The sequence below is a fragment of the Variovorax sp. GW823-FHT02B07 genome (genome assembly GCF_058797695.1).
The window spans coordinates 599508-622982 of record NZ_JBXAJX010000001.1; the positions used below are offsets into that span (position 1 = coordinate 599508).

General features: G+C 67.6%; 19 protein-coding genes. 9 read left to right on the forward strand and 10 right to left on the reverse strand.

Features of this window, described 5'->3' with window-relative positions:
- Positions 1-10: 10 nt before the first annotated feature.
- The 3 genes from AC1RGU_RS02910 (at position 11) to AC1RGU_RS02920 (ending at position 4011) form a co-directional block, all read left to right on the forward strand.
- Entirely contained in the window at positions 11-934 is a 924-nt protein-coding gene (locus AC1RGU_RS02910) for a polyprenyl synthetase family protein (RefSeq protein ID WP_492694617.1), read from the forward strand.
- A gap of 22 nt (positions 935-956) precedes the next feature.
- Positions 957-2801: a 1-deoxy-D-xylulose-5-phosphate synthase gene (dxs, locus tag AC1RGU_RS02915; protein WP_070061821.1), complete on the forward strand. Its 1845-nt coding sequence runs from the start codon at positions 957-959 to the stop codon at positions 2799-2801.
- Positions 2802-2931: 130 nt separating this feature from the next.
- Entirely contained in the window at positions 2932-4011 is a 1080-nt protein-coding gene (locus tag AC1RGU_RS02920) for a TRAP transporter substrate-binding protein (RefSeq protein ID WP_062468808.1), read from the forward strand.
- 74 nt (positions 4012-4085) lie between these two features.
- Here the strand turns inward: AC1RGU_RS02920 and AC1RGU_RS02925 are convergent, their stop codons facing one another.
- The 3 genes from AC1RGU_RS02925 to AC1RGU_RS02935 all read right to left on the reverse strand — a co-directional run bounded on the left by AC1RGU_RS02925 (position 4086) and on the right by AC1RGU_RS02935 (position 6752).
- Complete coding sequence (locus AC1RGU_RS02925; protein WP_492694619.1) at positions 4086-4613, reverse strand: hypothetical protein; 528 nt, start codon at positions 4611-4613, stop codon at positions 4086-4088.
- Complete coding sequence (locus AC1RGU_RS02930; RefSeq protein ID WP_070061822.1) at positions 4610-6148, reverse strand: TRAP transporter large permease; 1539 nt, start codon at positions 6146-6148, stop codon at positions 4610-4612. Before AC1RGU_RS02930 ends, AC1RGU_RS02925 begins: the two co-directional genes overlap by 4 nt.
- A 64-nt stretch (positions 6149-6212) precedes the next feature.
- A complete protein-coding gene (locus AC1RGU_RS02935) occupies positions 6213-6752 on the reverse strand; it encodes a TRAP transporter small permease subunit (protein WP_070061823.1) in 540 nt (179 codons plus the stop codon).
- A 167-nt stretch (positions 6753-6919) separates the two neighbouring features.
- Here AC1RGU_RS02935 and AC1RGU_RS02940 point away from each other — a divergent pair, with 167 nt between their 5' ends.
- Entirely contained in the window at positions 6920-8212 is a 1293-nt protein-coding gene (locus tag AC1RGU_RS02940) for an SUMF1/EgtB/PvdO family nonheme iron enzyme (RefSeq protein ID WP_492694621.1), read from the forward strand.
- 6 nt (positions 8213-8218) lie between these two features.
- On the opposite strand, the gene AC1RGU_RS02945 is transcribed toward AC1RGU_RS02940, so the two are convergent.
- The 5 genes from AC1RGU_RS02945 to AC1RGU_RS02965 all read right to left on the reverse strand — a co-directional run bounded on the left by AC1RGU_RS02945 (position 8219) and on the right by AC1RGU_RS02965 (position 14899).
- On the reverse strand, positions 8219-9661 hold the full coding sequence (locus AC1RGU_RS02945) for an MFS transporter (RefSeq protein WP_492694623.1): 1443 nt from the start codon (positions 9659-9661) through the stop codon (positions 8219-8221).
- A gap of 77 nt (positions 9662-9738) precedes the next feature.
- Positions 9739-10869, reverse strand: coding sequence for a 2-aminoethylphosphonate--pyruvate transaminase (locus AC1RGU_RS02950; protein ID WP_492694625.1), 1131 nt, complete (start codon positions 10867-10869; stop codon positions 9739-9741).
- Between the two features lie 51 nt (positions 10870-10920).
- Positions 10921-12645, reverse strand: a complete 1725-nt coding sequence (locus AC1RGU_RS02955; protein ID WP_492694627.1) for a putative 2-aminoethylphosphonate ABC transporter permease subunit — start codon at positions 12643-12645, stop codon at positions 10921-10923.
- Complete coding sequence (locus AC1RGU_RS02960) at positions 12642-13784, reverse strand: putative 2-aminoethylphosphonate ABC transporter ATP-binding protein (RefSeq protein ID WP_095744307.1); 1143 nt, start codon at positions 13782-13784, stop codon at positions 12642-12644. Before AC1RGU_RS02960 ends, AC1RGU_RS02955 begins: the two co-directional genes overlap by 4 nt.
- A 77-nt stretch (positions 13785-13861) precedes the next feature.
- The gene (locus tag AC1RGU_RS02965; RefSeq protein WP_095946855.1) at positions 13862-14899 is read right to left on the reverse strand and encodes a putative 2-aminoethylphosphonate ABC transporter substrate-binding protein; all 1038 of its coding nucleotides are present in this window, start codon (positions 14897-14899) and stop codon (positions 13862-13864) included.
- Positions 14900-15059: 160 nt separating this feature from the next.
- Here AC1RGU_RS02965 and AC1RGU_RS02970 point away from each other — a divergent pair, with 160 nt between their 5' ends.
- From AC1RGU_RS02970 to AC1RGU_RS02990, 5 genes are read left to right on the forward strand one after another with little or no spacing between them, the layout of a single operon-like run.
- Positions 15060-15806, forward strand: coding sequence for a phosphonate utilization associated transcriptional regulator (locus AC1RGU_RS02970; RefSeq protein ID WP_070061830.1), 747 nt, complete (start codon positions 15060-15062; stop codon positions 15804-15806).
- Position 15807: 1 nt separating this feature from the next.
- A complete protein-coding gene (gene phnA / locus AC1RGU_RS02975; RefSeq protein ID WP_062468779.1) occupies positions 15808-17034 on the forward strand; it encodes a phosphonoacetate hydrolase in 1227 nt (408 codons plus the stop codon).
- A 17-nt stretch (positions 17035-17051) separates the two neighbouring features.
- Positions 17052-18500, forward strand: coding sequence for a phosphonoacetaldehyde dehydrogenase (phnY, locus tag AC1RGU_RS02980; RefSeq protein ID WP_492694630.1), 1449 nt, complete (start codon positions 17052-17054; stop codon positions 18498-18500).
- 2 nt (positions 18501-18502) lie between these two features.
- On the forward strand, positions 18503-19075 hold the full coding sequence (locus AC1RGU_RS02985) for a phosphonate degradation HD-domain oxygenase (RefSeq protein ID WP_062468773.1): 573 nt from the start codon (positions 18503-18505) through the stop codon (positions 19073-19075).
- A gap of 9 nt (positions 19076-19084) precedes the next feature.
- A complete protein-coding gene (locus AC1RGU_RS02990; protein WP_492694632.1) occupies positions 19085-20473 on the forward strand; it encodes an FAD-dependent oxidoreductase in 1389 nt (462 codons plus the stop codon).
- A gap of 15 nt (positions 20474-20488) precedes the next feature.
- Here AC1RGU_RS02990 and AC1RGU_RS02995 read toward each other — a convergent pair whose 3' ends face one another.
- On the reverse strand, positions 20489-22006 hold the full coding sequence (locus AC1RGU_RS02995; protein WP_095744313.1) for a CoA-acylating methylmalonate-semialdehyde dehydrogenase: 1518 nt from the start codon (positions 22004-22006) through the stop codon (positions 20489-20491).
- A 21-nt stretch (positions 22007-22027) separates the two neighbouring features.
- On the reverse strand, positions 22028-23383 hold the full coding sequence (aptA, locus tag AC1RGU_RS03000) for an omega-aminotransferase AptA (protein WP_492694634.1): 1356 nt from the start codon (positions 23381-23383) through the stop codon (positions 22028-22030).
- Positions 23384-23475: the final 92 nt, after the last annotated feature.

Below are 23475 nucleotides of genomic sequence, written 5' to 3' on the forward strand. Positions count from 1 at the left end.
CGCCGTCCCGATGACCTCCGCTGCCCCCACCACCGCCACTCCCTGGGACGCGAAGACGCTGGCCGGCTGGGCCGAGCCCCACCTGGCCACGGTCGAAGCGGCGCTGTCGCGCTGGGTAGGCGTCGATGCGCCGGTGCTGCTGGGTGACGCCATGCGCTATGCCGTGCTCGACGGCGGCAAGCGGCTGCGGCCGCTGCTGGTGCTCGCGGCCAATGAAGCGGTCGGCGGCAACGCCCACGCCGCGCTGCGTGCGGCCTGCGCCACCGAACTCATCCACGCCTATTCGCTGGTGCACGACGACCTGCCGTGCATGGACAACGACGTGCTGCGCCGCGGCAAGCCCACCGTGCACGTGAAGTTCGGCGAAGCCGACGCGCTGCTCGCGGGCGACGCGCTGCAGGCGCTGGCCTTCGAGCTGCTCGCGCCCGAGGGCGACGAGGTGCCCGCGGCCATGCAGGCCCTGCTGTGCCGCCTGCTGGCGCGCGCCGCTGGCAGCCAGGGCATGGCCGGCGGCCAGGCCATCGACCTGGCCAGCGTCGGCATCGCACTGAACGAAACCCAGCTGCGCGAAATGCACCGCCTGAAGACCGGCGCGCTGCTGCAGGGCAGCGTCGAGATGGGCGCCGCCTGCGGCACCGTGTCGCCGGCCGCGCTGGCGGCGCTGCGCGACTACGGCGCCGCCATCGGCCTGGCGTTCCAGGTGGTCGACGACATCCTCGACGTCACCGCCGACTCGCAAACCCTGGGCAAGACCGCCGGCAAGGACGCCGCGGCCGACAAGCCCACCTACGTGTCGCTGCTCGGCCTGGACGGCGCGCGCGCGCAGGCGAGCCAGCTTCTTGCCGATGCCATCGCCGCGCTGAACAAGAGCGGCCTGGCCGACACTGCCGCACTGCGCGCCCTGGCCCACATGGTGGTCGACCGCGACCGCTGAGAAGAAAAAAGAACCCACCTCCATGGCTCCGCTGCTTCCCACTCTCCACGACCCTTCGCCGATCCGCCAGTACGACCGGGCCCAGCTCAAGCAGCTGTCCGACGAGGTGCGCGCCTGCGTGCTCGACAACGTCTCGCGCACCGGCGGCCACCTGAGCTCCAACCTCGGCACGGTCGAGCTGACGGTGGCGCTGCACCATGTGTTCAACACGCCGCACGACCGGCTGGTGTGGGACGTGGGCCACCAGACCTACCCGCACAAGATCCTCACGGGCCGGCGCGAGCGCATGCCCACGCTGCGCCAGCTCGGCGGCATCTCGGGCTTTCCGCAGCGCACCGAGAGCGAGTACGACACCTTCGGCACCGCCCACTCGTCGACCAGCATCTCGGCCGCGCTCGGCATGGCCATGGCCGCCAAGCAGAAGGGCGAGAAGCGCCATGCCGTGGCCATCATCGGCGACGGCGCGCTCACGGCCGGCATGGCCTTCGAGGCGCTCAACAACGCGGGCGTGTGCGACTGCAAGCTGCTGGTCATCCTGAACGACAACGACATGTCGATCAGCCCGCCGGTGGGCGCACTCAACCGCTACCTCGCGCAGCTCATGAGCGGCAACTTCTACGCCGCCGCCAAGAGCGTCGGCAAGAGCGTGCTGCGCAATGCGCCGCCGCTGTTCGAGTTGGCCAAGCGGCTGGAGCAGCATGCCAAGGGCATGGTCGTGCCGGCCACGCTGTTCGAGCAGTTCGGCTTCAACTACGTCGGCCCCATCGACGGCCACGACATCGACTCGCTGGTGCCCACGCTCGAGAACCTCAAGCACCTGGACGGCCCGCAGTTCCTGCACGTGGTCACGAAAAAAGGGCAGGGCTACAAGCTGGCCGAAGCCGACCCGGTGGCCTACCACGGCCCGGGCAAGTTCGATCCGCAGGTCGGGCTGGTCAAGTCGACCACGGCGGCCAAGCAGACCTTCACGCAGGTCTTCGGCCAGTGGCTGTGCGACACGGCCGCGCACGACGGCCGCCTCGTGGGCATCACGCCCGCGATGCGCGAAGGCTCGGGGCTCGTGGAGTTCGAGAAGCGCTTCCCCGACCGCTACTACGACGTCGGCATTGCCGAGCAGCATGCCGTCACCTTCGCGGCCGGCCTGGCCTGCGAGGGCCTGAAGCCCGTGGTGGCGATCTACTCGACCTTCCTGCAGCGCGCCTACGACCAGCTGATCCACGACGTGGCGATCCAGAACCTGCCCGTGGTGTTCGCGCTCGACCGCGCGGGCCTCGTGGGCGCCGACGGCGCCACGCACGCGGGTGCGTACGACATCCCGTTCCTGCGCTGCATTCCCAACATGAGCATCGCCTGCCCGGCCGACGAGCGCGAGTGCCGTCAGCTGCTGACGAGCGCCTACGAGCAGAACCATCCGGTGGCCGTGCGCTACCCGCGCGGCGCGGGCGCCGGCACCACGCCGCACCTCACGCTCGACGCGCTGCCCTTCGGCAAGGGCGAAGTCCGGCGCGAAGGCCAGCGCATCGCCATCCTCGCGTTCGGCACCTTGCTGTACCCGGCGCTCACGGCGGCCGAGTCGCTCGATGCCACCGTGGTCAATATGCGCTGGGCCAAGCCGCTCGACGTCGAGTTGCTGCTGCAGGTCGCGGGCACGCACGACGCGCTCGTCACGCTCGAAGAGGGCGCCATCATGGGCGGCGCGGGCAGTGCGGTGGTCGAGGCCCTGCAGGCCGCGGGTATCCAGAAGCCGGTGCTGCAATTGGGCCTGCCCGACCGCTTCATCGAGCACGGCGATCCGGCCAAGCTGCTCGCATCGATCGGCCTCGATGCCGACGGCATTGCCGCCGCGATCAAGAAACGCTTCGTTTGACAAGAGGTCGCAGGGTAAACCCCCGCCGGCCACCTGTAAGCGCGTTTTTACAATCAAAAGGACTCACAAAAGTCCCTGACGCGGTCACAAGCCGCGTTTTGTTTTTTCCAAAGCACTCGGAGTGAATTCAATGGATCGTCGTTCCCTCATCAAAAACGCCGGCATCGCGGGCGTTCTGGCTGCCGGCATCGCGCCCGCGGTTCACGCGCAAGCCACCGTTCGCTGGCGTCTCGCATCGAGCTTTCCCAAGTCGCTGGACACCATCTTCGGCACCGCCGAGGTGTTCTCGAAGAGCGTGAGCGACATGACGGGCGGCAAGTTCCAGATCTCCGTGCACGCGGGCGGCGAGCTGATGCCCGCCTTCGGCGTGGTCGACGGCATCCAGAGCGGCGCGGTCGAAATGGCGCACACGGCGCCTTACTACTTCTACGGCAAGGACCCGACCTTCTGCCTGGGTTGCGCCGTGCCCTTCGGCATGAACACCCGCCAGCAGAACGCCTGGATGTACGAAGGCAACGGCCTGAAGCTGATGCGCGCCTTCTACGCCAAGTACAACATCATCAACCTGCCGGGCGGCAACACGGGCGCGCAGATGGGCGGCTGGTTCCGCAAGGAAATCAAGTCGGTCGCCGACCTGAAGGGCCTGAAGTTCCGCACCAACCCGTTCGCCGGCAAGGTGCTCGAGCCCTTCGGCGTGATCCCGCAATCGATCCCCGGCGCCGACCTGTACCCCGCGCTCGAAAAGGGCACGCTCGACGGTCTCGAATGGGTCGGCCCGTACGACGACCAGAAGCTGGGCTTCAACAAGATCGCCCCGTTCTACTACTACCCCGGCTGGTGGGAAGGTGGCCCCGAGCTCGACTTCTACATCAACACCAAGGCATGGGAAAGCCTGTCGGCCGATTTCAAGGCCGTGGTCGAAGCGGCTGCCGCACACGCCAACATCACGATGACGGCCAAGTACGACGCCAAGAACCCGATCGCGCTCAAGCAGCTCGTGGGCTCGGGCACCAAGCTGCGTCCGTTCTCGCAGGACGTGATGAACGCCGCCTTCAAGTCGGCCCAGCAGATCTACTCGGACCTGAACAACAGCAACCCCGAGTGGAAGAAGATCTACAGCGACTGGTCCAAGTTCCTGGCCGACCAGAACGCCTGGTTCCGCTACACCGAAGGCACCTTCGACCGCTTCATGCAACAGCAGAAGCTGTAAGGCACGCGGCGCCGCAACCCGGCGCTTCGCACCTCACAAGAAAAAAAGCCCCGCCGGTTTCGGCGGGGCTTTTTTCATTTGGACGCGGGGTCGGGGTCGGGTTCGGGGGAGGGCGGTGGCGCGGACGGCAGCGTGCGCATCGCCACCTGTTCGCCGAACGCGATCAGCACCTGCGGGTCGTAGGCATGGAACCAGGTGATGCCGCCGAAGCGCCGGCGCACCAGCAGGCGCGGCGCGATCACGCGCTCGAGCATGCGGATGTGCACCAGCTTGAGCTGCGCCACGTCCTGCGCGCTCACGCGCTTGTTCCACAGCCAGGTCTGCGTCAGCACGTCGCCTTCGAGGCGGGTGCGGCTGTAGACGATCCAGTAGCCGACCCAGATCACGCACAGGCCCGCCACGCCGAAGACGAACAGGCTGGTGGCCGACCAGCTGGTGGTGCGCAGCGACGGCAGGCTCCACAGCGCGAAGGCGAAGAGATCGACCACCAGCACCACCGCCAGCGTACGCAGCAGCGGCGGGAAGGCGGCGCTTTCGAGCGGGCCGCCTTCGTTCGTTGCGGGGTGGTCGTTCGGGGCGTCGCCGGGGCGGGCGTCGCTCACGGCTTGGAAGCTTCGCCCGCCGCCGGGGCCGCCGGCGCCGGCGTTTCCTCGGGCGTCTTCTGGTTGCCGAACGGGTCTTCCATGTTCACGCCGTTGTCGGTGGCGGGCGGCGCGTTCGGGTCGACCGGCATGTCGAGGTTGACCTTCTCGATGTCGACGACCTTTTCCTTCTCGAGGAACACGGTCACCGTCTGCGGGAAGAAGATCACGATGGCCACCAGCAGCAGCTGCATCACGACCCACGGCACGGCGCCCAGGTAGATGTCGCGCGACTCCACCTTCTTGGGCAACGCCCCGTTCTTGAACAGGGTGTCGGCGATGCCCCGTAAATAGAACAGCGCGAAGCCGAAGGGCGGGTGCATGAACGAGGTCTGCATGTTCACGCACAGCAGCACGCCGAACCACACCATGTCGATGCCCAGCTTGTGGGCCACGGGGCCCAGCAGCGGCAGGATGATGAAGGCGATCTCGAAGAAGTCGAGGAAGAACGCCAGGAAGAACACGAAGATGTTGACCGCGATCAGGAAGCCGATCTGGCCGCCCGGCAGGCCCGAGAGCATGTGCTCGATCCACTTGGCGCCGTCCACGCCCTGGAACACCAGCGAGAACACGCGCGAGCCGATCAGGATGAACACCACCATCGCCGTGAGACGCATGGTGCCTTCCATCGCGTCCTTCATCAGCGCCCAGTTCAGGCGACGGTGAATGAGCGCCAGCACCAGCGCGCCCACCGCGCCCATGGCGCCGGCCTCGGTCGGCGTGGCGATGGCCTTGTCCATGAAGGGCAGGCCGCCCATCGAGCCGAGCACCGCGAAGATCAGGATGGCCGAGGGGATGATGCCGCGCAGGCACTTGCCCCACAGCGCCCAGCCGTGCAGCGTGCGCGCCGTGGCGGGCAGGCCTGGCACGTAGTGCGGACGGATGCGCGAGACCAGGAAGGTGTAGATCGCGAAGATCACCACCTGCAGGATCGACGGGCCCCAGGCGCCCTTGTACATCTGGCCGACGTCGGTGCCAAGCTGGTCGGCCATGACGATCAGCACCAGCGAGGGAGGCACCAGCTGCGTGATGGTTCCCGAGGCGGCGAGCACGCCGGTCGAGTAACGCATGTTGTAGCCGTAGCGCATCATGACCGGCAGCGAGATCATCGCCATCGCGATCACCTGGCCGGCCACCGTGCCGGTGATGGCGCCGAGGATGAAGCCCACGATGATCACCGAGTAGCCCAGGCCGCCGCGGATCGGGCCGAAGAGCTGGCCCATCGAGTCGAGCATGTCCTCGGCGAGCCCGCATTTCTCTAACACCGCCCCCATGAGCGTGAAGAACGGAATGGCCAGCAGCGTCTCGTTCGACAAAATGCCGAACACGTTGAGCGGCAGGTTGGCCATGAAGCCGGCCGGGAACCAGCCCATCTCGATGGCGAAGAAGCCGCAGATCAGGCCGAGGGCCGAGAGCGAAAACGCGACCGGAAACCCGATCAGCATGATCACCACGAGCCCCGCGAACATGATCGGGGCGAAATTTTCCATGTGCATGATGTCTACTTGTCCTGCGGTGCGGGCGGTGTCGGGGCGGTCTGGCGAAGCGCGACGAACGCCATCACTGCACCGGCTTCTCGTAGTGCGTGTTCATCTCGATCAGTCCGCGCAGGTAGGCGATGCGCTTGATGATCTCGGCGACACCTTGCAGGAACATCGTGCAGAAACCCACGGGCATCAGCAGCGCGGCGGGCCAGCGGATCAGCCCGCCGATGTTGCCCGACATCTCGCCCGACACCCAGGTGTTCCAGAAGAACGGCCAGGTGAGGTAGGTCAGCAGGCCCATCACCGGCAGCAGGAAGAAGGTCAGGCCGAACAGGTCGACATACACCGGTCCGTGGCCCTTGAGCTTGCCGTAGATGATGTCCACGCGCACGTGCTCGTTGAAGCGCAGCACCACCGGCGCACCGAGCATCACGGTGGCGGCGAACAGATACCACTGGATCTCGAGGAAGGCGTTGTTGCTGAAGTCGAAGCCGTACCGGACGAAGGCATTGGCGGCCGAGATGAGCGACGCGGCCAGAACGGCATAGCCGGCAAATTTGCCGAGTTTTTCGCTGACCCAGTCCATGACGGCCGCGAATTTGAGGAATACAGACAAGGGGTGTCTCCCGCGAAGCCCAAGGTGAAGCGCCGGCCCCTGGTGGGGGCTGCGCGCAAAGCCCGCAATGGTATCTCGGTGAACCTTAGTATTGCCTTGACACAAACTCGGGTTTACCCGGAATCCGCGTCGCCAGAGGGCCTGTCGGGCGGTCGCCATAATGCCCCATGTCTTCGAGCCCGCCGCCTTCGACGCCCTTCGGTGCGGCGAGCCCGCCCCTGTCGATCGACTCCCCCGACATGCGCCGCGCCGGCCGCGACCTGCTCTCGCTGGCCCTCATCGATGCGCGCAACCACACGCTGCACCTGCTGTCCCTGTTCGAACAGGCGTTGGGCGAAGCCATGCGCGTGCCGCCGCAGCCGGGCGTGGTGCCGCCGGTCTGGCTGGCGGGCCACATCGGCTGGTTCGCCGAATGGTGGATCGGGCGCAACACCCAGCGCGCCTTCGGCATCGACTGCCCCGTGCGCCCCACGCGGCTGGCCGCCATCGACCCCGACGCCGACGACTGGTGGAACCCGGCCCAGGGCGCGACCGATCGCTGCTGGTCGCCCGACCTGCCGGGCCTGGGCCAGACCAAGGCCTACCTGCTCGAAACCCTCGAAAGCACGCTCGAGCTGCTCGAGAACGCCGCCGAGACCGATGCCGGCCTGTACTTCTATCGACTGGCGCTGTTCCATGAAGACCTGCGCGGCGAACAGCTCGTGGTGCTGGCGCAGACGCTAGGCCTGCCGCTGAACATCGAGCAGCCGCCCACCGCCGTCACGCGCGAGCCGCTGCTGCTGCCGGCCACACGCTGGGAGCTCGGCCTGCCCGAGCACAGCGGCTTCCTGTTTGCGCAAGAGGGCGCGGCGCACCGCGTCGACGTGCCCGAGTTCGAGATCGACGCCCAGCCCGTCACCTGGGACCAGTACATCGAGTTCGTCGACGACGGCGGCTACGACCGCGAGGAACTGTGGCACAGCGACGGCTGGCGCTGGCTCGCCGCGCAGACCGAAGGCCGGCGCGGGCCGCGCCATGTGGAGCAGATCGGCGTGTCGCGCAACGGCACGGGTGGCTCGGTGCTGCAGCAGCGCTTCGGCGTCACCGTGCGCGCGGCCGGGCACCACAGCGCCGTGCACCTGAGCTGGTGGGAGGCCGACGCCTGGGCGCGCTGGGCCGGCCGGCGCATCGCGACCGAGGTCGAGTGGGAAATCGCGGCTCACACGGCGGCGCGGCGCGGCTTTCGCTGGGCCGACGTGCACGAGTGGACGGCAGGCACGCTGCAACCCTGGCCGGGCTTCCGGGCCGATCCGTGGAGCGCCGGTGGCGAGTTCGATCCGGTGGCCGCCTTCGGCCGTGCGCGCGTGCTGCGCGGCGCCTCGTTCGCGACCCGTGCGCGGCTGCGCTCGCCGCGCCGCCGTGGCTTCGCGCTGCCCGATGCCGACGACGGCTTCTTCGGCTTCCGCACCTGCGCGCTGTAGCCGTCTTCAGGGCCGCTCGCCGCCCGCTTCCGACGACAGCGGCGGCGCCACTTCTTCCAGCGGCTTGCGTTCCGCATCGGCCGCGTAGCGCAACGCCAGCAGCCCCGCGACGATGACCAGCACGGCACCGATCAGGTAGCCCACCATCACCGCGCCGCGGCTGCCGGTCTCGATCAGCATCCCGAACAGCACCGGCGCCGCGAAGCCGCCGGCGCCCATGCCGATGGCATAGAAGATCGCGATGGCCATGGCGCGCATCTCCAGCGGGAACACCTCGCTCACCGTCAGGTAGGCCGAGCTGGCCGCGGCCGACGCAAGAAAGAACACCGCCGACCAGCACAGCGCCTGGCTGCGCGCGTCGAGCCAGCCCTGCATGAAGGCCCAGCCCGTGAGCGCCAGGCCCACCCCGGCCAGCACATAGGTCAGCGCGATCATCCTGCGCCGCCCCACGCTGTCGAACAGCGGACCCAGCAGCAGTGGCCCGAGCACGTTGCCCAGCGCGAACGGAAAGATGTACAGCGCCACGCGGCCTTCGGCCACGCCGTAGAAGCGCGTGAGCACCAGCGCGTAGGTAAAAAAGATCGCGTTGTAGAAAAAGGCCTGCGACACCATCAGCGCCGTCGCCACCACGCTGCGCGCCGGGTAGCGCCGCAGCAGCACGCGCGCCACTTCGCGCATCGGCGGGCTGTTCTGGCGCGCGGCGGTGTACATCACGTGGCCGTGTGCGGCGGGCAGCGGCCCGTGCTGCACCGCCACCTCGGCCTCGATGCCCGCGACGATGCGCTCGGCTTCATCCGCGCGTCCGTGCGCGATGAGCCAGCGCGGGCTCTCGGGCACGTGGCGGCGCACCAGCAAGATGGCCACCGCCAGCACCGCGCCCAGCGCAAAGCCCGCGCGCCAGCCCCACACGGGGCCGATCACGCGCGCATCGAGCAGCACCAGGCTCAGCGCCGCGCCGAGCGCCGCACCGATCCAGAAGCTGCCATTGATCGCGAGGTTGACGCGCCCGCGCACGCGCGCCGGAATGAGCTCGTCGATGGCCGAGTTGATGGCCGCGTACTCGCCGCCGATGCCCAGCCCCGTGACGAAGCGGCACAGCGCGAAGAAGGCGAAGTTGGGGGAGAAGGCCGTGGCCAGCGTGCCGAGCGTGTAGACCACGAGCGTGAGCAGGAAGAGCTTCTTGCGCCCGAGCCGGTCGGTGAGCCGGCCGAACACCAGCGCGCCGATCACCGCGCCCGCAATGTAGATCGATCCCGACCAGCCGATTTCTCCCGCCGTGAGCCCGAGCGTGTCTGGCCGCTCCAGCACCGCGCCGATGGAGCCCACCAGCGTGACCTCGAGGCCGTCGAGGATCCAGGCCACGCCCAGCGCGATCACCACGCGCCAGTGCCAGCGCGACCACGGCAGGCGGTCCAGGCGGGCAGGGATGTCGCTGCGCAGAACCGTCATGCGGGGCATTATGCGAAGCGCATCACCCCCTCGCTGTAGGACCGGCGCTGCAATGCGCCGGTCCGCTCACAGGTGCTTCAGGCCGCGACGGCCGCCGTCACCTGCCGGATGCCCATGGCTTTCAGCGTGTCGGCAATGGCCGCCACCGCGCCCGGGATGCCCGCGTCGCCGAAGTGCCCCATGCAGCCCACGCGGAAGGTCTCGACCTGCGTCAGCTTGCCGGGGTAGAGGATGTAGCCGCGCTTCTTCACCTCCTGGTAGAAGGTCTTGAAGTCGTAGTTGGCATCGTCCGGCGCGTGGAAGGTGACGATGATCGGCGCCTGGATGGCCGGGTCGAGAAGGGGCCGGAAGCCCAGCGTGGCGAGGCCGTCGACCAGCGCCTTGCAGTTGCGCGTGTAGCGCCCGCCGCGCGCGGGCAGGCCGCCTTCCTCGATGTACTGCGCGATGGCGGTGTCGAGCGCGGCCACCACGTGCGTGGGCGGCGTGAAGCGCCACTGCGTGGTCTTTTCCATGTAGACCCATTGGTCGTACAGGTCCATGCTCAGCGAGTGGCAGTTGCCTTCGCACTTTTCGAGCGTGCTGCGCTTGATGACGACGAAGCCCATGCCCGGCACGCCTTCGAGGCACTTGCCCGAGGCGGCGACCACGGCGTCGAAGGGCGTCTTGCGCGCATCGATCTCCAGCGCGCCGAAGGAGCTCATCGCATCGATGATCAGGCCGCGCCCATGCTTGGCGACCACCAGCGCGATCTCGTGCAGCGGGTTGAGCACGCCCGCGCCGGTTTCGCAGTGCACCACCGCGACGTGCGTGATGCTCGGGTCGGCCGCGAGGGCGCGGTCGACGTCGGCGGGCGAGACCTGCTTCTCTTCGGTGTAGTCGATGGTGGTGAGCTTGCGGCCGAGCACCTTGCAGATCTTGGCCAGGCGCTGGCAGTAGGCGCCGTTGCTCGGCACCAGCACGTGGCCGTTGCGCGGCACGATCGTGCCGATGGCTGCTTCGACCGAGAAGGTGCCGCTGCCTTGCAGGGGCACGCATTCGTGGGTGCCCGTGCCGTGCACGATGTTCAGCACTTCCTTGCGGATGCGCGCCGTGATCTGGTTGAAGTCGGCGTCCCATGAACCCCAGTCGCGCAGCATCGCTTGGCGGGTGCGGTCCGAGGTGGTCAGGGGGCCGGGCGTGAGCAGGATGGGGTGGGCGGCTTGACTCATGGTGTCTCCAGGGAGGGAAAGGGAATGAGGGGCGAGAGGTGGGGTGTTCGTTCAGCCACGGGCGAGGTTGCGCCAGGCCTGCGTGCGTGCGAGCAGCACGCGCGTGAGCAGCGCATAGGCGATGCACACCAGCGTCGAGGTGACGACGATCAGGCTGGCCAGCGCGGCGGCCGGGCCGATGTCGCCTGCGTCGTCCAGGTGCATGATCGCGACCGACGCGAGGATGGTCTCCGGCGTGTACAGGAAGATGGCGCACGACAGGCTGGCCATCGACACCACGAAGAAGTAGCGCCCGATGTCCAGGATGGCCGGCAGGCACACCGGCACCGTCACGCGCAGGAAGGTCTTGAAGAACGGCACCTTCAGCGACGCCGACACGGCCTCGAACTCGTTGTCGATCTGCTTGAGCGCCGTCACCGCCGTGAGGTGGCTCGAGGTGTAGTAGTGCACCACCATCGAGATGACCAGGATCGCCATCGTCTGGTACAGGAAGTTCAGCGGGTTGGCCGGGTGGTTGAAGAACATCACGTAGCCCAGGCCCAGCACCAGGCCCGGCACCGCCATCGACAGCACCGCCATCAGGTGCATGCCCTTGCGCATGAGGCCCAGGTTGCGCGTCTTCTCGATCAGGTAGGCGCCCACGAACACGATGAGCGAGCCGGCCACCGCGGTGACCATGGCCACGAGCAGGCTGTTGCCGTAGGCGGCGGCCATGTCGCTTTCCACCAGCACGAAGTGGTAGTGCTTGAGCGTGAACGACAGGTCGTAGGGCCACAGCGAGATCGCCGAGGTGTAGATCGCCATGCCGATGGTCGCCAGCAGCAGGCTGCAGACCACGGTGCAGAACAGCGTGAGCAGCGCATCGGCCACCTTGCGCGGCTTGGGCGTGTAGGGCACCGAGCGCGCCGTGAGCTGCGCCTTCAGCTTGCGCCGCACCACGTAGTCGATCACGAAGGAAATGATCGACGGAACGAGCAGCAGCATGCCCACCACCGCGCCGATGGAGAAGTTGTGCTGGCCCACCACCTGCTTGAACACGTCGACCGACAGCACGTTGAAGTTGCCGCCGATCACCTTGGGCGCGCCGAAGTCGCTCACCACGTAGGTGAAGACCACCGTGGCCGCGCTGATCAGGCCGTACTTGCACGAGGGCAGGGTGATCGTCATGAACTGGCGCAGGGGCCGCGTGCGCAGCGCGGTGGCCGCCTCGTACAGCCGGCCGTCGGCCAGCGACAGCGCGGTGACCAGGATCATCAGCGCGTGCGGAAAGGTGTTGTAGACCTCGGCCAGGATGATCCCGGGCGCGCCGTAGATCGAGGCGCCGCCCAGCAGGAACTTGAGTGCGCCCTGGTTGCCGAACCACTGCACGAACGAGATGGCCGACAGCAGCGAGGGCGCGAGCAGCGGAATGAGCGCGATGAGGCGGAACACCGCCTTCAGCGGCGCCGGCATGCGGCTGCGCGTGAGCGCGTAGGCGAACACGAAGGCCGTGGGCACCGAGATCATCACCACTGCGGCCGACACCCACACCGAGTTCCAGGCCGCGCGCAGCAGGCTCGGCGTCTGGAAGTAGGTGATGAAGTGGGCCAGGCCGACGAAGCGGCCGTTCTTGTCCTGCACCGCGTGGGCCAGGATGGTCAAGAGCGGCGCGATGAGGAACACGAACAGCATCGCCATCACCACGAACAGGATGGCGCGCGCGATGGTCTCGTCGCGGCTCCAGCGCAGGGCGGGGCGCGCGGCCAACGCCGGGCGGGGGTGTGCCAGCGTGTTCATGGCTTCGACGTGCGCGCGGCAAAGGCGCGGATGCGGTTGGCGCGCAAGGCGATGTCGATCGTGTTGCCCTCGCGGATGTCCAGGTCGTGCAGCTGGTTCAGCGAGAAGTGCAGGCCCAGCGTCTGGCCGTGCAGCGCGTCGGCCGTCACTTCGGCAATGCACAGGCCGCCCAGGAACTCGACCTTCGTGACCTTGGCCTGCAGGCGGTTGGGCGTGTCCTCGCGCAGGTGTTCCACCGCGCGGTCTTCGGGCCGCAGGTACAGGTTGACCGCGTCGCCGGGCTCGAAGGCGCCGTCGCAGGCGTCGCACTGCAGTTCCATGTCGCCGACCTGGAAGCGCTGGTTGCCCAACGCCATCGCGCGCAGCACATTGACCTTGCCCACGAAGTCGGCCACGAAGGGCGTGGCCGGCTGCTCGTAGATTTCCATCGGCGTGCCGACCTGCTCGATCACGCCGTGGTTCATCACCACGATGCGGTCGGCCATCGAGAGCGCTTCTTCCTGGTCGTGCGTGACCATGATGGTCGTAATGCCGACCTGCTTCTGCAGCCGGCGGATCTCGCCGCGCAGGCGGATGCGCTCCAGCGCGTCGAGCGCCGACAGCGGCTCGTCCAGCAGCAGCAGGCCGGGCCGCGTGGCCAGCGCGCGGGCCAGGGCCACGCGCTGTTGCTGGCCGCCCGAGAGCTGGCTCGGGTACTTGGCGCCCGAGGTCGGCAGGCCGACCAGCTTCAGCAGCTCGTCGACGCGCGCCTTGATTTCGCCCCGCTTCGCACGGCTGTTGACGAGGCCGTAGCCCACGTTCTCCGCGATCGACAGGTTGGGAAAGAGCGCATACGACTGGAACACGATGCCGTAGTCGCGCTTGTCTGGCGAGAGCCACGAGACGTCCTTGCCGTTTTGCAGGATCTGCCCGGCGGTCTGCGTCTCCAGGCCCGCGATGATGCGCAGCAGCGTGGTCTTGCCGCAGCCCGAGGGGCCGAGAAAGCACAGCATCTCGCCCGGGTTCACGCGCAGGTGCACGTCGCGCAGCGCGCTGAAGGTCTCGAAGTCCTTGCGAACACCGACGATCTCGAGGGCCGCGGGCGGGGCCGAGGTGGGAGTCAACTGGCTGGCGATGAAGCGGGTGTCGGTCATGTCCATTTTTCGCACTCGTCGTTGGAGGGCGTCACCAGCTGCGGCGGCACCCTTGAATTGAAAACCGGGGGATGCCGTCGGGCTTACTTGGGTTCGGCCTTGCCTTCGTAGCGCTTGCTCCATTCAGCGAGGATGCGTTCGCGGTTTTTCGCAGCCCAATTCAGGTCGTTCTTGGCCAGCAGCTTCTCGTAGTTGTCCGGAATGCCTTCCAGCTTGGAGACCACGCCCGGGTAAGCCACCACGGCCCACCAGCGCGCGCTGATCTGGTTGGCCTCCTTGCTCGCCATCCAGTCGGCAAAGCGCTTGCCTTGCGCCAGCTTCGTGCTGGTCTTCATGAGGCTGGTGGCCTCGATGTCCCAGCCCAGGCCTTCCTTCGGAAAGATCAGGTCGACCGGCGCGCCCGACTTCTTCACCTGGTGCGCGCGGAACTCGAACGAGATGCCGATGGGGAACTCGCCCGCGCCCGCCTGCTTGCAGGGCTTGGAGCCCGAGTGCACGTACTGCGCGATGTTCTGGTGCAGCGCGTCCATGTACTTCCAGCCTTCGGCGTCGCCCATGTTCTGCAGCCAGTACGACACATCGAGGTAGCCGGTGCCGCTGGAGGCGGGGTGCGGCATCGAGATCGTGCCCTTGTAGATGGGCTTGGTCAGGTCCTTCCAGCTCTCGGGCTTGGGCAGGCCGAGCTTCTTGGCCTCGACCGTGTTGAAGCAGATGGTGGCGGCCCACACGTCCATGCCGACCCAGGCGGGCGGGCGGGCGGCGTCGGAGTACGCGGGGTTCAGCTCCTTGAAGCCCTTGGGCTCATAAGGAAGCAGCATGCCTTCCTGCTGCAGCAGCGCCAGGCTGCTGGCGGCCAGGCCGGCCACCACGTCGGCCTGCGGGTTGGCTTTTTCGGCCAGCAGCTTGGCGGTGACGATGCCGGTGGAGTCGCGCACCCACTTCACCTCGATGTCGGGGTTGGCCTTCTCGAACGCGTCCTTGTAGAGCTTCATGGCGTCGGTCTCGAGCGCCGTGTAGACCAGGAGCGGCGTCTTTTGCGCCCACGCACTGCCGGACATGAGGCCGAGGGCCGCAACACACAGGGCGGCCGTGAGACGGCGCGTGCTTTGTTTCATCGTCATCTGTTTCTCCTGAAAGGCTGGCTGTCACTGAAGAAGGGTGAGGGCTGGCGCCGGCGCGAGGGTGGGCAACGCCATCCGGTGTTTGCAATGTAGGTTGCTGATTGATGACTGTCAATAAAAAATTGTTGACAGTTGACGATCCTTCGGGAAAATACGCCCCATGGTCACCAGCAATCACTCCGCCGCCCTCGCGTTCCTCCAGTCCAGCTCGCTGCCGATGCTGATGCAGGAAGAAATCGAGCGTTTGATCATGACGGGCGAGCTCCCCGTGGGCAGCCGCATCAACGAGAGCGAGCTCTCGCAGCGCTTCAACACCAGCCGCGGGCCGATCCGCGAGGCGCTGCGCGCGCTGGAAGAAGCCGGCCTCGTGCGCAACGAGAAGAACCGCGGTGTCTTCGTGCGCGAGATCGCGTTCGAGGAGGCCGACGAGATCTACGAACTGCGCGAGGCGCTGGAAGAAATCATCGGCCGGCGCGTGGCCCTGGCCATCCAGCCCGACGCGGTGGAGCGCCTGCGCGCCATGGTCGACGCCATGCGCTCGGCGGCCCAGGCGCAGGACGTGGAGCAGTACGCGCAACTCAACCTGCAGTTCCACGAGATCCTGCTCGATACCGCCGGCAGCAAGAAGCTCACCGAGACCTACAAGCGGCTCGTCAAGGAGCTGCACCTTTTCAGAATGCGCGCGCTCGACAGCGGCGGCGGCCTGCGGGTCTCGGCCGACGAGCACAGCCACATCGTCGACGCCATTGCCAGCGGCAACCCCGACACGGCAGGGCGCGCGCTGCGCGAACACGTGGCCGGCAGCCGCGCACGCATGCACAAGGCCTTCGGCCGCATCGACGCCGATGCGGCCACTTCCAGCAACACCACCGCTACCCCGAACCACCCACCCCAAAAGGAAGTCTGAAATGACACCGGAGACACTTGAAGTCAATGCCAGGAGCTATCGCTGGATGGCGCGTCCGATCGTGGTCGTGTGCGTGGACGGCTGCGAGCCGGCCTACCTCGACGCGGCCATCGAAGCCGGCGTGGCGCCCTACATCGCCCGCATGCGCAAGGACGGTGCCGATCTGCTCGCCGACTGCGTCGTGCCCTCGTTCACCAACCCCAACAACCTGTCGATCGTGACCGGCGCACCGCCCGCGGTGCACGGCATCTGCGGCAACTACTTCTTCGACCGCGAGCTGGGCCAGGAAGTGATGATGAACGACCCCAAGTACCTGCGCGCCGGCACCGTGCTCGCGGCCTTTGCCGACGCGGGCGCCAAGCTGGCGGTGGTCACGGCCAAGGACAAGCTGCGCAAGCTGCTCGGCCACAAGATGAAGGGCATCTGCTTCTCGTCCGAGAAATCGGACCAGGTGACGATGGAAGAGAACGGCATCGACAACGTGCTCGACATGGTCGGCATGCCGGTGCCTTCGGTCTACAGCGCCGAACTCTCGGAGTTCGTGTTCGCCGCCGGCGTGAAGCTCATGGAATCGCAGCGTCCTGACCTCATGTACCTGTCGACCACCGACTACGTGCAGCACAAGGCCGCGCCGGGCAGCCCCGCAGCGAATGCCTTCTACCAAATGATGGACGGCTACCTGGCGCAGCTCGACGCGCTGGGCGCCACCATCGTGCTCACGGCCGACCACGGCATGAACGACAAGCACGGTGCGGACGGTTCGCCCAACGTGATCTACCTGCAGGACGTGCTCGACGGCTGGTACGGCGCTGAAAAGGCCCGCGTGATCCTGCCGATCACCGATCCGTACGTGGTGCATCACGGCGCGCTCGGTTCCTTCGCCACTGTGTACGCACCCGATGAAGCCAGCGTGCCGGGCTGGATCGAACGCATCAAGGGCATTCCGGGCATGGAGCTCGTGCTCTCGCGCGCCGAAGCCGCCAAGCGCTTCGAGCTGCCGCCGGACCGCATCGGCGACATCGTGGTGGTGAGCGAGCAGAGCACCGTCATCGGTACCGCTGCCAGCCGCCACGACCTGTCGGCGCTCGAAGTGCCGCTGCGTTCGCACGGTGGGGTCTCGGAGCAGAAGGTGCCGCTGATCTGCAACCGCCCGGTCGAAGGCATTGCCCCCGGGCGCCGGCTGCGCAACTTCGATGCGCTCGACCTCGCCCTGAACCACGCACGCTGACACCGCACGGAGCACTCATGAGCCAAGCCATCCTGAAGCCAGGCACCGTCCACCGCGAAGCGCTGCGCATCGCCGGCGAAAAAGTCCACCGCGAGCGCACCATCGAGGTCACCTACCCGTACACCGGCGAGGTGATCGCCACCGTGCCCAAGGCCACACTGGACGACGTGCGCAACGCCCTGCGCATCGCCCGCGACTACAAGCCCACGCTCACGCGCTACGAGCGCTACAAGATCCTCATGCGCGCCGGCGAGATCATCGCCTCGCGCCTGGATGAAATGTCGCGCACCATCACGCTCGAATCGGGCCTGTCGCGCAAGGACTCGCTGTACGAAGTGGGCCGCGCCTCCGACGTGCTGCTGTTCGCCGCCAACCAGGCGCTGGTGGATGACGGCCAGGTGTTCTCCTGCGACCTGACGCACCACGGCAAGAGCCGCAAGGTCTACACGATGCGCGAGCCGCTCTTGGGCGCCATCACCGCCATCACGCCGTTCAACCATCCGCTGAACCAGGTGATCCACAAGGTGGCGCCGGCCATTGCGACCAACAACCGCATCGTGCTCAAGCCCAGCGAGAAGACGCCGCTCACGGCCTTCCTGCTGGCCGACATCCTGTACGAGGCGGGCCTGCCACCGCAGATGCTGTCGGTGCTCACGGGTGACCCCAAGGAGATCGCCGACGAGCTGCTGACCAATGCCGACGTCGACCTCGTCACCTTCACGGGTGGCGTGCCCATCGGCAAGTACATCGCGGGCAAGGCCACCTACAAGCGCCAGATCCTGGAGCTGGGTGGCAACGACCCGATCATCGTGATGGAAGACGCGGACATCGAGGAGGCGGCGACGCTGGCCGCCAATGGGTCTTACAAGAACTCGGGGCAGCGGTGCACGGCGGTGAAGCGCATGCTGGTGCACGAAGCCGTGGCCGATCGCTTCGTCGAGCTGCTGGTGCAGAAGACCAAGGCGCTGAAGTACGGCGACCCGATGGACCCCGACACCGACATGGGCACCGTGATCGACGAAGCGGCTGCGAAGCAGTTCGAAGCCGTGGTCAACGAAGCCATCGCCGCCGGCGCCAAGCTCCTGTACGGCAACGAACGCCGCGGCGCGCTGTATTCGCCCACCGTGCTCGACCACGTCGACCCCGAGATGACCGTGGCCAAGCACGAGACCTTCGGCCCCGTGTCGCCGGTCATCCGCTTCAAGAACATCGACGAGGCGATCCGCATCTCCAACGGCACGGCCTACGGCCTGTCGTCGTCGATCTGCACCAACCGGCTGGACTACATCACGCGCTTCATCCGCGAGCTGAACGTGGGCAGCGTGAACGTGCGCGAAGTGCCCGGCTACCGCCTGGAGCTCACGCCTTTCGGCGGCATCAAGGACTCGGGCCTGGGCTACAAGGAAGGCGTGCTCGAAGCGATGAAGAGCTTCACCAACACCAAGACCTACTCGCTGCCCTGGTAACCATGAGCCTCAGCATCCCCGACATCGTCGGCCTCTTCGAGACCAAGGGCCATGCGCAGTACGACGGCGAGCCGGTCACGCAGCTGGAGCATGCGCTGCAGTCGGCGCACCTGGCCGAGCAGGAGGGGGCGGACAGCGCGCTGATCGCCGCCGCCCTGCTGCACGACCTGGGCCACCTGCTGCACGACTTCGGCGGCACGCCGACGCAGCAGGGCCTGGACGACCTGCACCAGTACCGCTGCCTGCCGTTCCTGCGTGCGCTGTTCGGCCCGGCCACGCTGGAGCCGATCCGGCTGCATGTGGACGCCAAGCGCTTCCTGTGCGCGCGCGTGCCGGGCTACCTGGAGGCGCTGTCGCCCGACTCGAAGCGCAGCCTGCAACTGCAGGGCGGCGTGTTCGACGAGGCGCAGGCCAACGCCTTCGAGACGCTGCCGTATGCAATGGACGCAGTGCGCCTGCGGCAGTGGGACGACACGGCCAAGCTGGCCGATGCCGACATGCCCGGCCTCGCGCACTTCGTGCGCCACCTCGAGATCAGTTCCGCCGAACACCGGCAAGCCCTCACCACTGCTTAAGGCACACGGATGCGCCCCTTCTGGATCGAACAAGCGCTCTTCAATGATGGCGATCTGGCCCCGGCGCTGCAAGGTGAAACCAGCGCCGACGTCTGCATCGTCGGCGGCGGCTTCACCGGCCTGTGGACGGCCATCCAGGCCAAGCTGCAGGCGCCCACGCTCGACATCGTCATTCTCGAAAGCGACCTGTGCGGCGCCGGCGCGAGCGGGCGCAACGGCGGTTGCCTGCTCACCTGGTCGGCCAAGTTCCTGACCCTGCGGCGGCTGTTCGGCGAAGACGAGGCGGTGCGCCTCGTGAAGGCGTCGGAAGCGGCGGTGGGGCACATCGCCGACTTCTGCGCGGCGCACGGCATCGACGCCGAGCTGCGGCGCGACGGCACGCTCTACACCGCGACCTCGCAGGCGCAGATCGGCACGCTCGATCCGATGATGCAGGCGCTGGAGGCGCGCGGCATCCATTCGTACCACGCGCTGCCGCCCGACGAGGTGGCGCGGCGCTCGGGCTCGGCGCGCAACCTGGCCGGCGTGTACTCGCCGATCGCCGCCACCGTGCATCCGGGCAAGCTGGTGCGCGGGCTGCGGCGCGTGGCGCTGGCCATGGGCATCCGCATCCACGAGCGCACGCCGATGCTCGACTTCAGCACCGACCAGCCCGTGCTGGTGCACACCCCCACCGGTCGCGTGCGTGCGAAGAAACTGGTGCTCGCGATGAACGCGTGGATGGCCAGCCGCTTCCCGCAGTTCGAGCGGACCATCGCCATCGTCTCGAGCGACATGATCATCACCGAGCGCTGCCCCGAGCTGCTGCAGCAGATCGGCCTGACCGACGGCGTGTCGGTGCTCGACTCGCGCACCTTCGTGTACTACTACCGCAGCACGGTCGACGGTCGCATCATGCTGGGCAAGGGCGGCAACACCTTCGCGTGGGGCGGTCGCATGGCCAAGGTGTTCGACGAGCGCTCGCCCTACGAGGGCGAGCTCACGCAGGCGCTGCATTCCTTCTTTCCCGCGCTGAGCAACACGCCGATCACCGCCAGTTGGAACGGCCCGTCCGACCGCTCGGTGACGGGCTTTCCGTTCTTCGGCAAGCTCGATGGGGCGCCGCACATCTACTACGGCTTCGGCTACTCGGGCAACGGGGTGGGGCCGACCTACATGGGCGGGCAGATCCTGTCGTCGCTGGTGCTCGACCAGGACAACGCATGGACGCGCAGCCCGATCACGGGCGGGCCGCTGGGCTACTTTCCGCCGGAGCCGATGCGCTATGTGGGCTCGATCGTCGTGCGCAACGCGATCCGCCGCAAGGAACGCGCTGAGGATGAGGACCGCCAGCCATGGCTGGTGGACCGCATGCTCAGCAAGCTCGCGAACGCCGCGGGAAAAGCCGACAAGGCCTGACCCGCGGCTACCGCATCAACGGTTCGAGGGGAACGAGAACATCGTGCCCTCGCGCACGCCGGCCGAGGGCCAGCGCTGCGTGACGGTCTTGCGCTTGGTGTAGAAGCGCACGGCGTCGGGGCCGTAGGCGTGCAGGTCGCCGAACAGCGAACGCTTCCAGCCGCCGAACGAGTGGTAGGCCACGGGCACCGGCAGCGGCACGTTGATGCCGACCATGCCGACCTGGATGTTGTCGCTGAACCAGCGCGCGGCCTCGCCGTCGCGCGTGAAGATGCAGGTGCCGTTGCCGTACTCGTGCGCGTCGATCAGGTCCATGGCTTCCTGCAGCGTCTTCACGCGCACCACGCCGAGCACCGGGCCGAAGATCTCTTCCTGGTAGATCGTCATGCCGGGCTTCACGTGGTCGAACAGGCAGGCGCCCAGGTAGTAGCCGCCCTCGTGGCCTTCGACCTGGATGCCGCGGCCGTCGACCACCAGCTTGGCGCCGGCGGCCACGCCCGCGTCGACGAAGGCCTTGACCTTCTCGAAGTGCGGCTGGGTCACCAGCGGGCCCATGTCGTTGCCGTTGTCGGTGCCGGGGCCGACCTTCATCTTGGCGATCTCGACCTTCAGGCCCTCGACCACCGCGTCGGCCGTGGCGTCGCCCACGGCCACCACCAGTGGGATCGCCATGCAGCGCTCGCCGCACGAGCCGTAGGCCGCGCCCATGAGCGCGCTCACCGCGTTGCCGATGTCGGCGTCGGGCATCACCACCGCGTGGTTCTTGGCGCCGCCGAGCGCCTGCACGCGCTTGCCGTGGGCCGTGCCCGTGGTGTAGATGTATTCGGCGATGGGCGTGGAGCCCACGAAGCTCACGGCCTTCACGCGGCGGTCGGTCAGCAGCGTGTCGACGGCTTCCTTGTCGCCGTTGACCACATTCAGCACGCCCGGCGGCAGGCCGGCCTGCAGCGCGAGTTCGGCCATGAACAGCGTGGAGGAGGGCGTGCGCTCCGAGGGCTTCAGCACGAAGGTGTTGCCGCAGGCCACGGCCATCGGCCACATCCACAGCGGCACCATGACGGGGAAGTTGAACGGCGTGATGCCGGCCGCCACGCCCATGGCCTGGAACTCGCTCCACGAGTCGATCGACGGGCCCACGTTCTTGCTGTGCTCGCCCTTGAGCAGCTCGGGCACGTAGCTGGCGTACTCGACGTTCTCGATGCCGCGCTGCAGCTCGCCGTGCGCGTCGGCCAGCACCTTGCCGTGCTCGGCGGTGATCAGCGCGGCGATGGTGTCGGCGTTTTCTTCGAGCAGCGTCTTCAGGCGGCTCATCACGCGGGCGCGCTTGAGCGGCGGCGTGTTGCGCCAGGCCGGGAAGGCGGCCTGCGCCGAGGCGATGGCCTGCTCGACCGTGAGCTTGTCGGCGAGCGCGACGCTCTTGGCCGACAGGCCGGTGGCGGGGTCGAACACCGGCTGCACGCGGCTGCCGCCGCCGACGTGCTTGCCGTCGATGAAGTGGCCGATGGTGGCGGTGACGTTCTTGTCGTGTTGCATGACTGGGTATCTCGAAAGGGATCAGTTGGTTTCGGCGAGTGCGTCGGAAAGGGCGTTGACCATGCGGTCGATCTCTGCCTTCTCGGCGATGAAAGGCGGTGCGAGCTGGATCGTGTCGCCGCCGTAGCGCACGTAGAAGCCCTTCTTCCAGCAGTTCATCGCGATCTCGTAGGGGCGGCGCGCGGGCTCGCCCGGCAGCGCGGCGATGGTGATGCCGGCGGCCAGGCCGTAGTTGCGGATGTCGGTGACGTGCTTGCTGCCCTTCAGGCTGTGCACGGCGTTCTCGAAGTGCGGGGCCAGCGTCTGCACGCGGCCGATCATGTCTTCCTTCTGCAGCACGTCGAGCGCGGCGATGCCGGCGGCGCAGGCCACGGGGTGCGCGCCGTAGGTGTAGCCGTGCGGGAACTCGAGCATGTACTCGGGGCCGCCGGCGGCCATGAAGGTGTCGTAGATGTCCTTGCTGGCCACCACGGCGCCCAGCGGCTGCGCGCCGTTGGTGACCTGCTTGGCGATGTTCATGATGTCGGGCGTGACGCCGAAGGCATCGGCGCCCGTGAGCGCGCCGCAGCGGCCGAACCCGGTGATCACTTCGTCAAAAATCAGCAGGATGTTGTTGGCCGTGCAGATGTCGCGCAGGCGCTTCAGGTAGCCCTTGGGCGGAATCACCACGCCGGCCGAACCCGCGAAGGGCTCCACGATCACGGCCGCGATGGTCGAGGCGTCGTGCAGCGCGATCAGGTCGAGCAGGCGGTCGGCCAGCTCGGCGCCGCTTTCGGGCATGCCGCGCGAGAAGGCGTTGCTGGCCAGCTGCGTGTGCGGCAGGTGGTCGGCCTCGACGCCCTGGCCGAACAGCTTGCGGTTGGCCGCGATGCCGCCCACCGAGATGCCGCCGTAGTTCACGCCGTGGTAGCCCTTCTCGCGGCCGATCAGGCGCGTCTTGCCGGCCTGGCCCTTGGTGCGCCAGTAGGCACGCGCCATCTTCAGCGAGGTGTCGGCGGCTTCGGAGCCCGAGCCGGTGAAGAACACGTAGTCCAGGCCGGCGGGCGTCAGTTCCTTGATCTTGTTGGCCAGCTCGAAGGAGAGCGGGTGGCCGAACTGGAAGGCGGGCGAGTAGTCGAGCTTGGCGATCTGGCGGCTCACCGCCTCGGTGATCTCGGGGCGGCCGTGGCCCAGGCCCGAGCACCACAGGCCCGACAGGCCGTCGAAGATCTTGCGGCCGTCGTTGTCGGTGAAGTAGGCGCCCTTGGCCTCCACGATGATCCGCGGATCGGCCTTGAAGTTGCGGTTGCCGGTGTAGGGCATCCAGTGCGCCTCGAGCCAGGCGGCGTCGGTGCGCGCGGTGGGCGTGGGTTCGATGGCGGGTGTGGCGAGGGTCATGGCGCATCCCGCGCAAGGCGGGCTCCGGGGGTGAAGGGATGCGCCGATTGTTCGCAACGCCTTCAGTGTGGAGAATGGCGCAATATCAATGT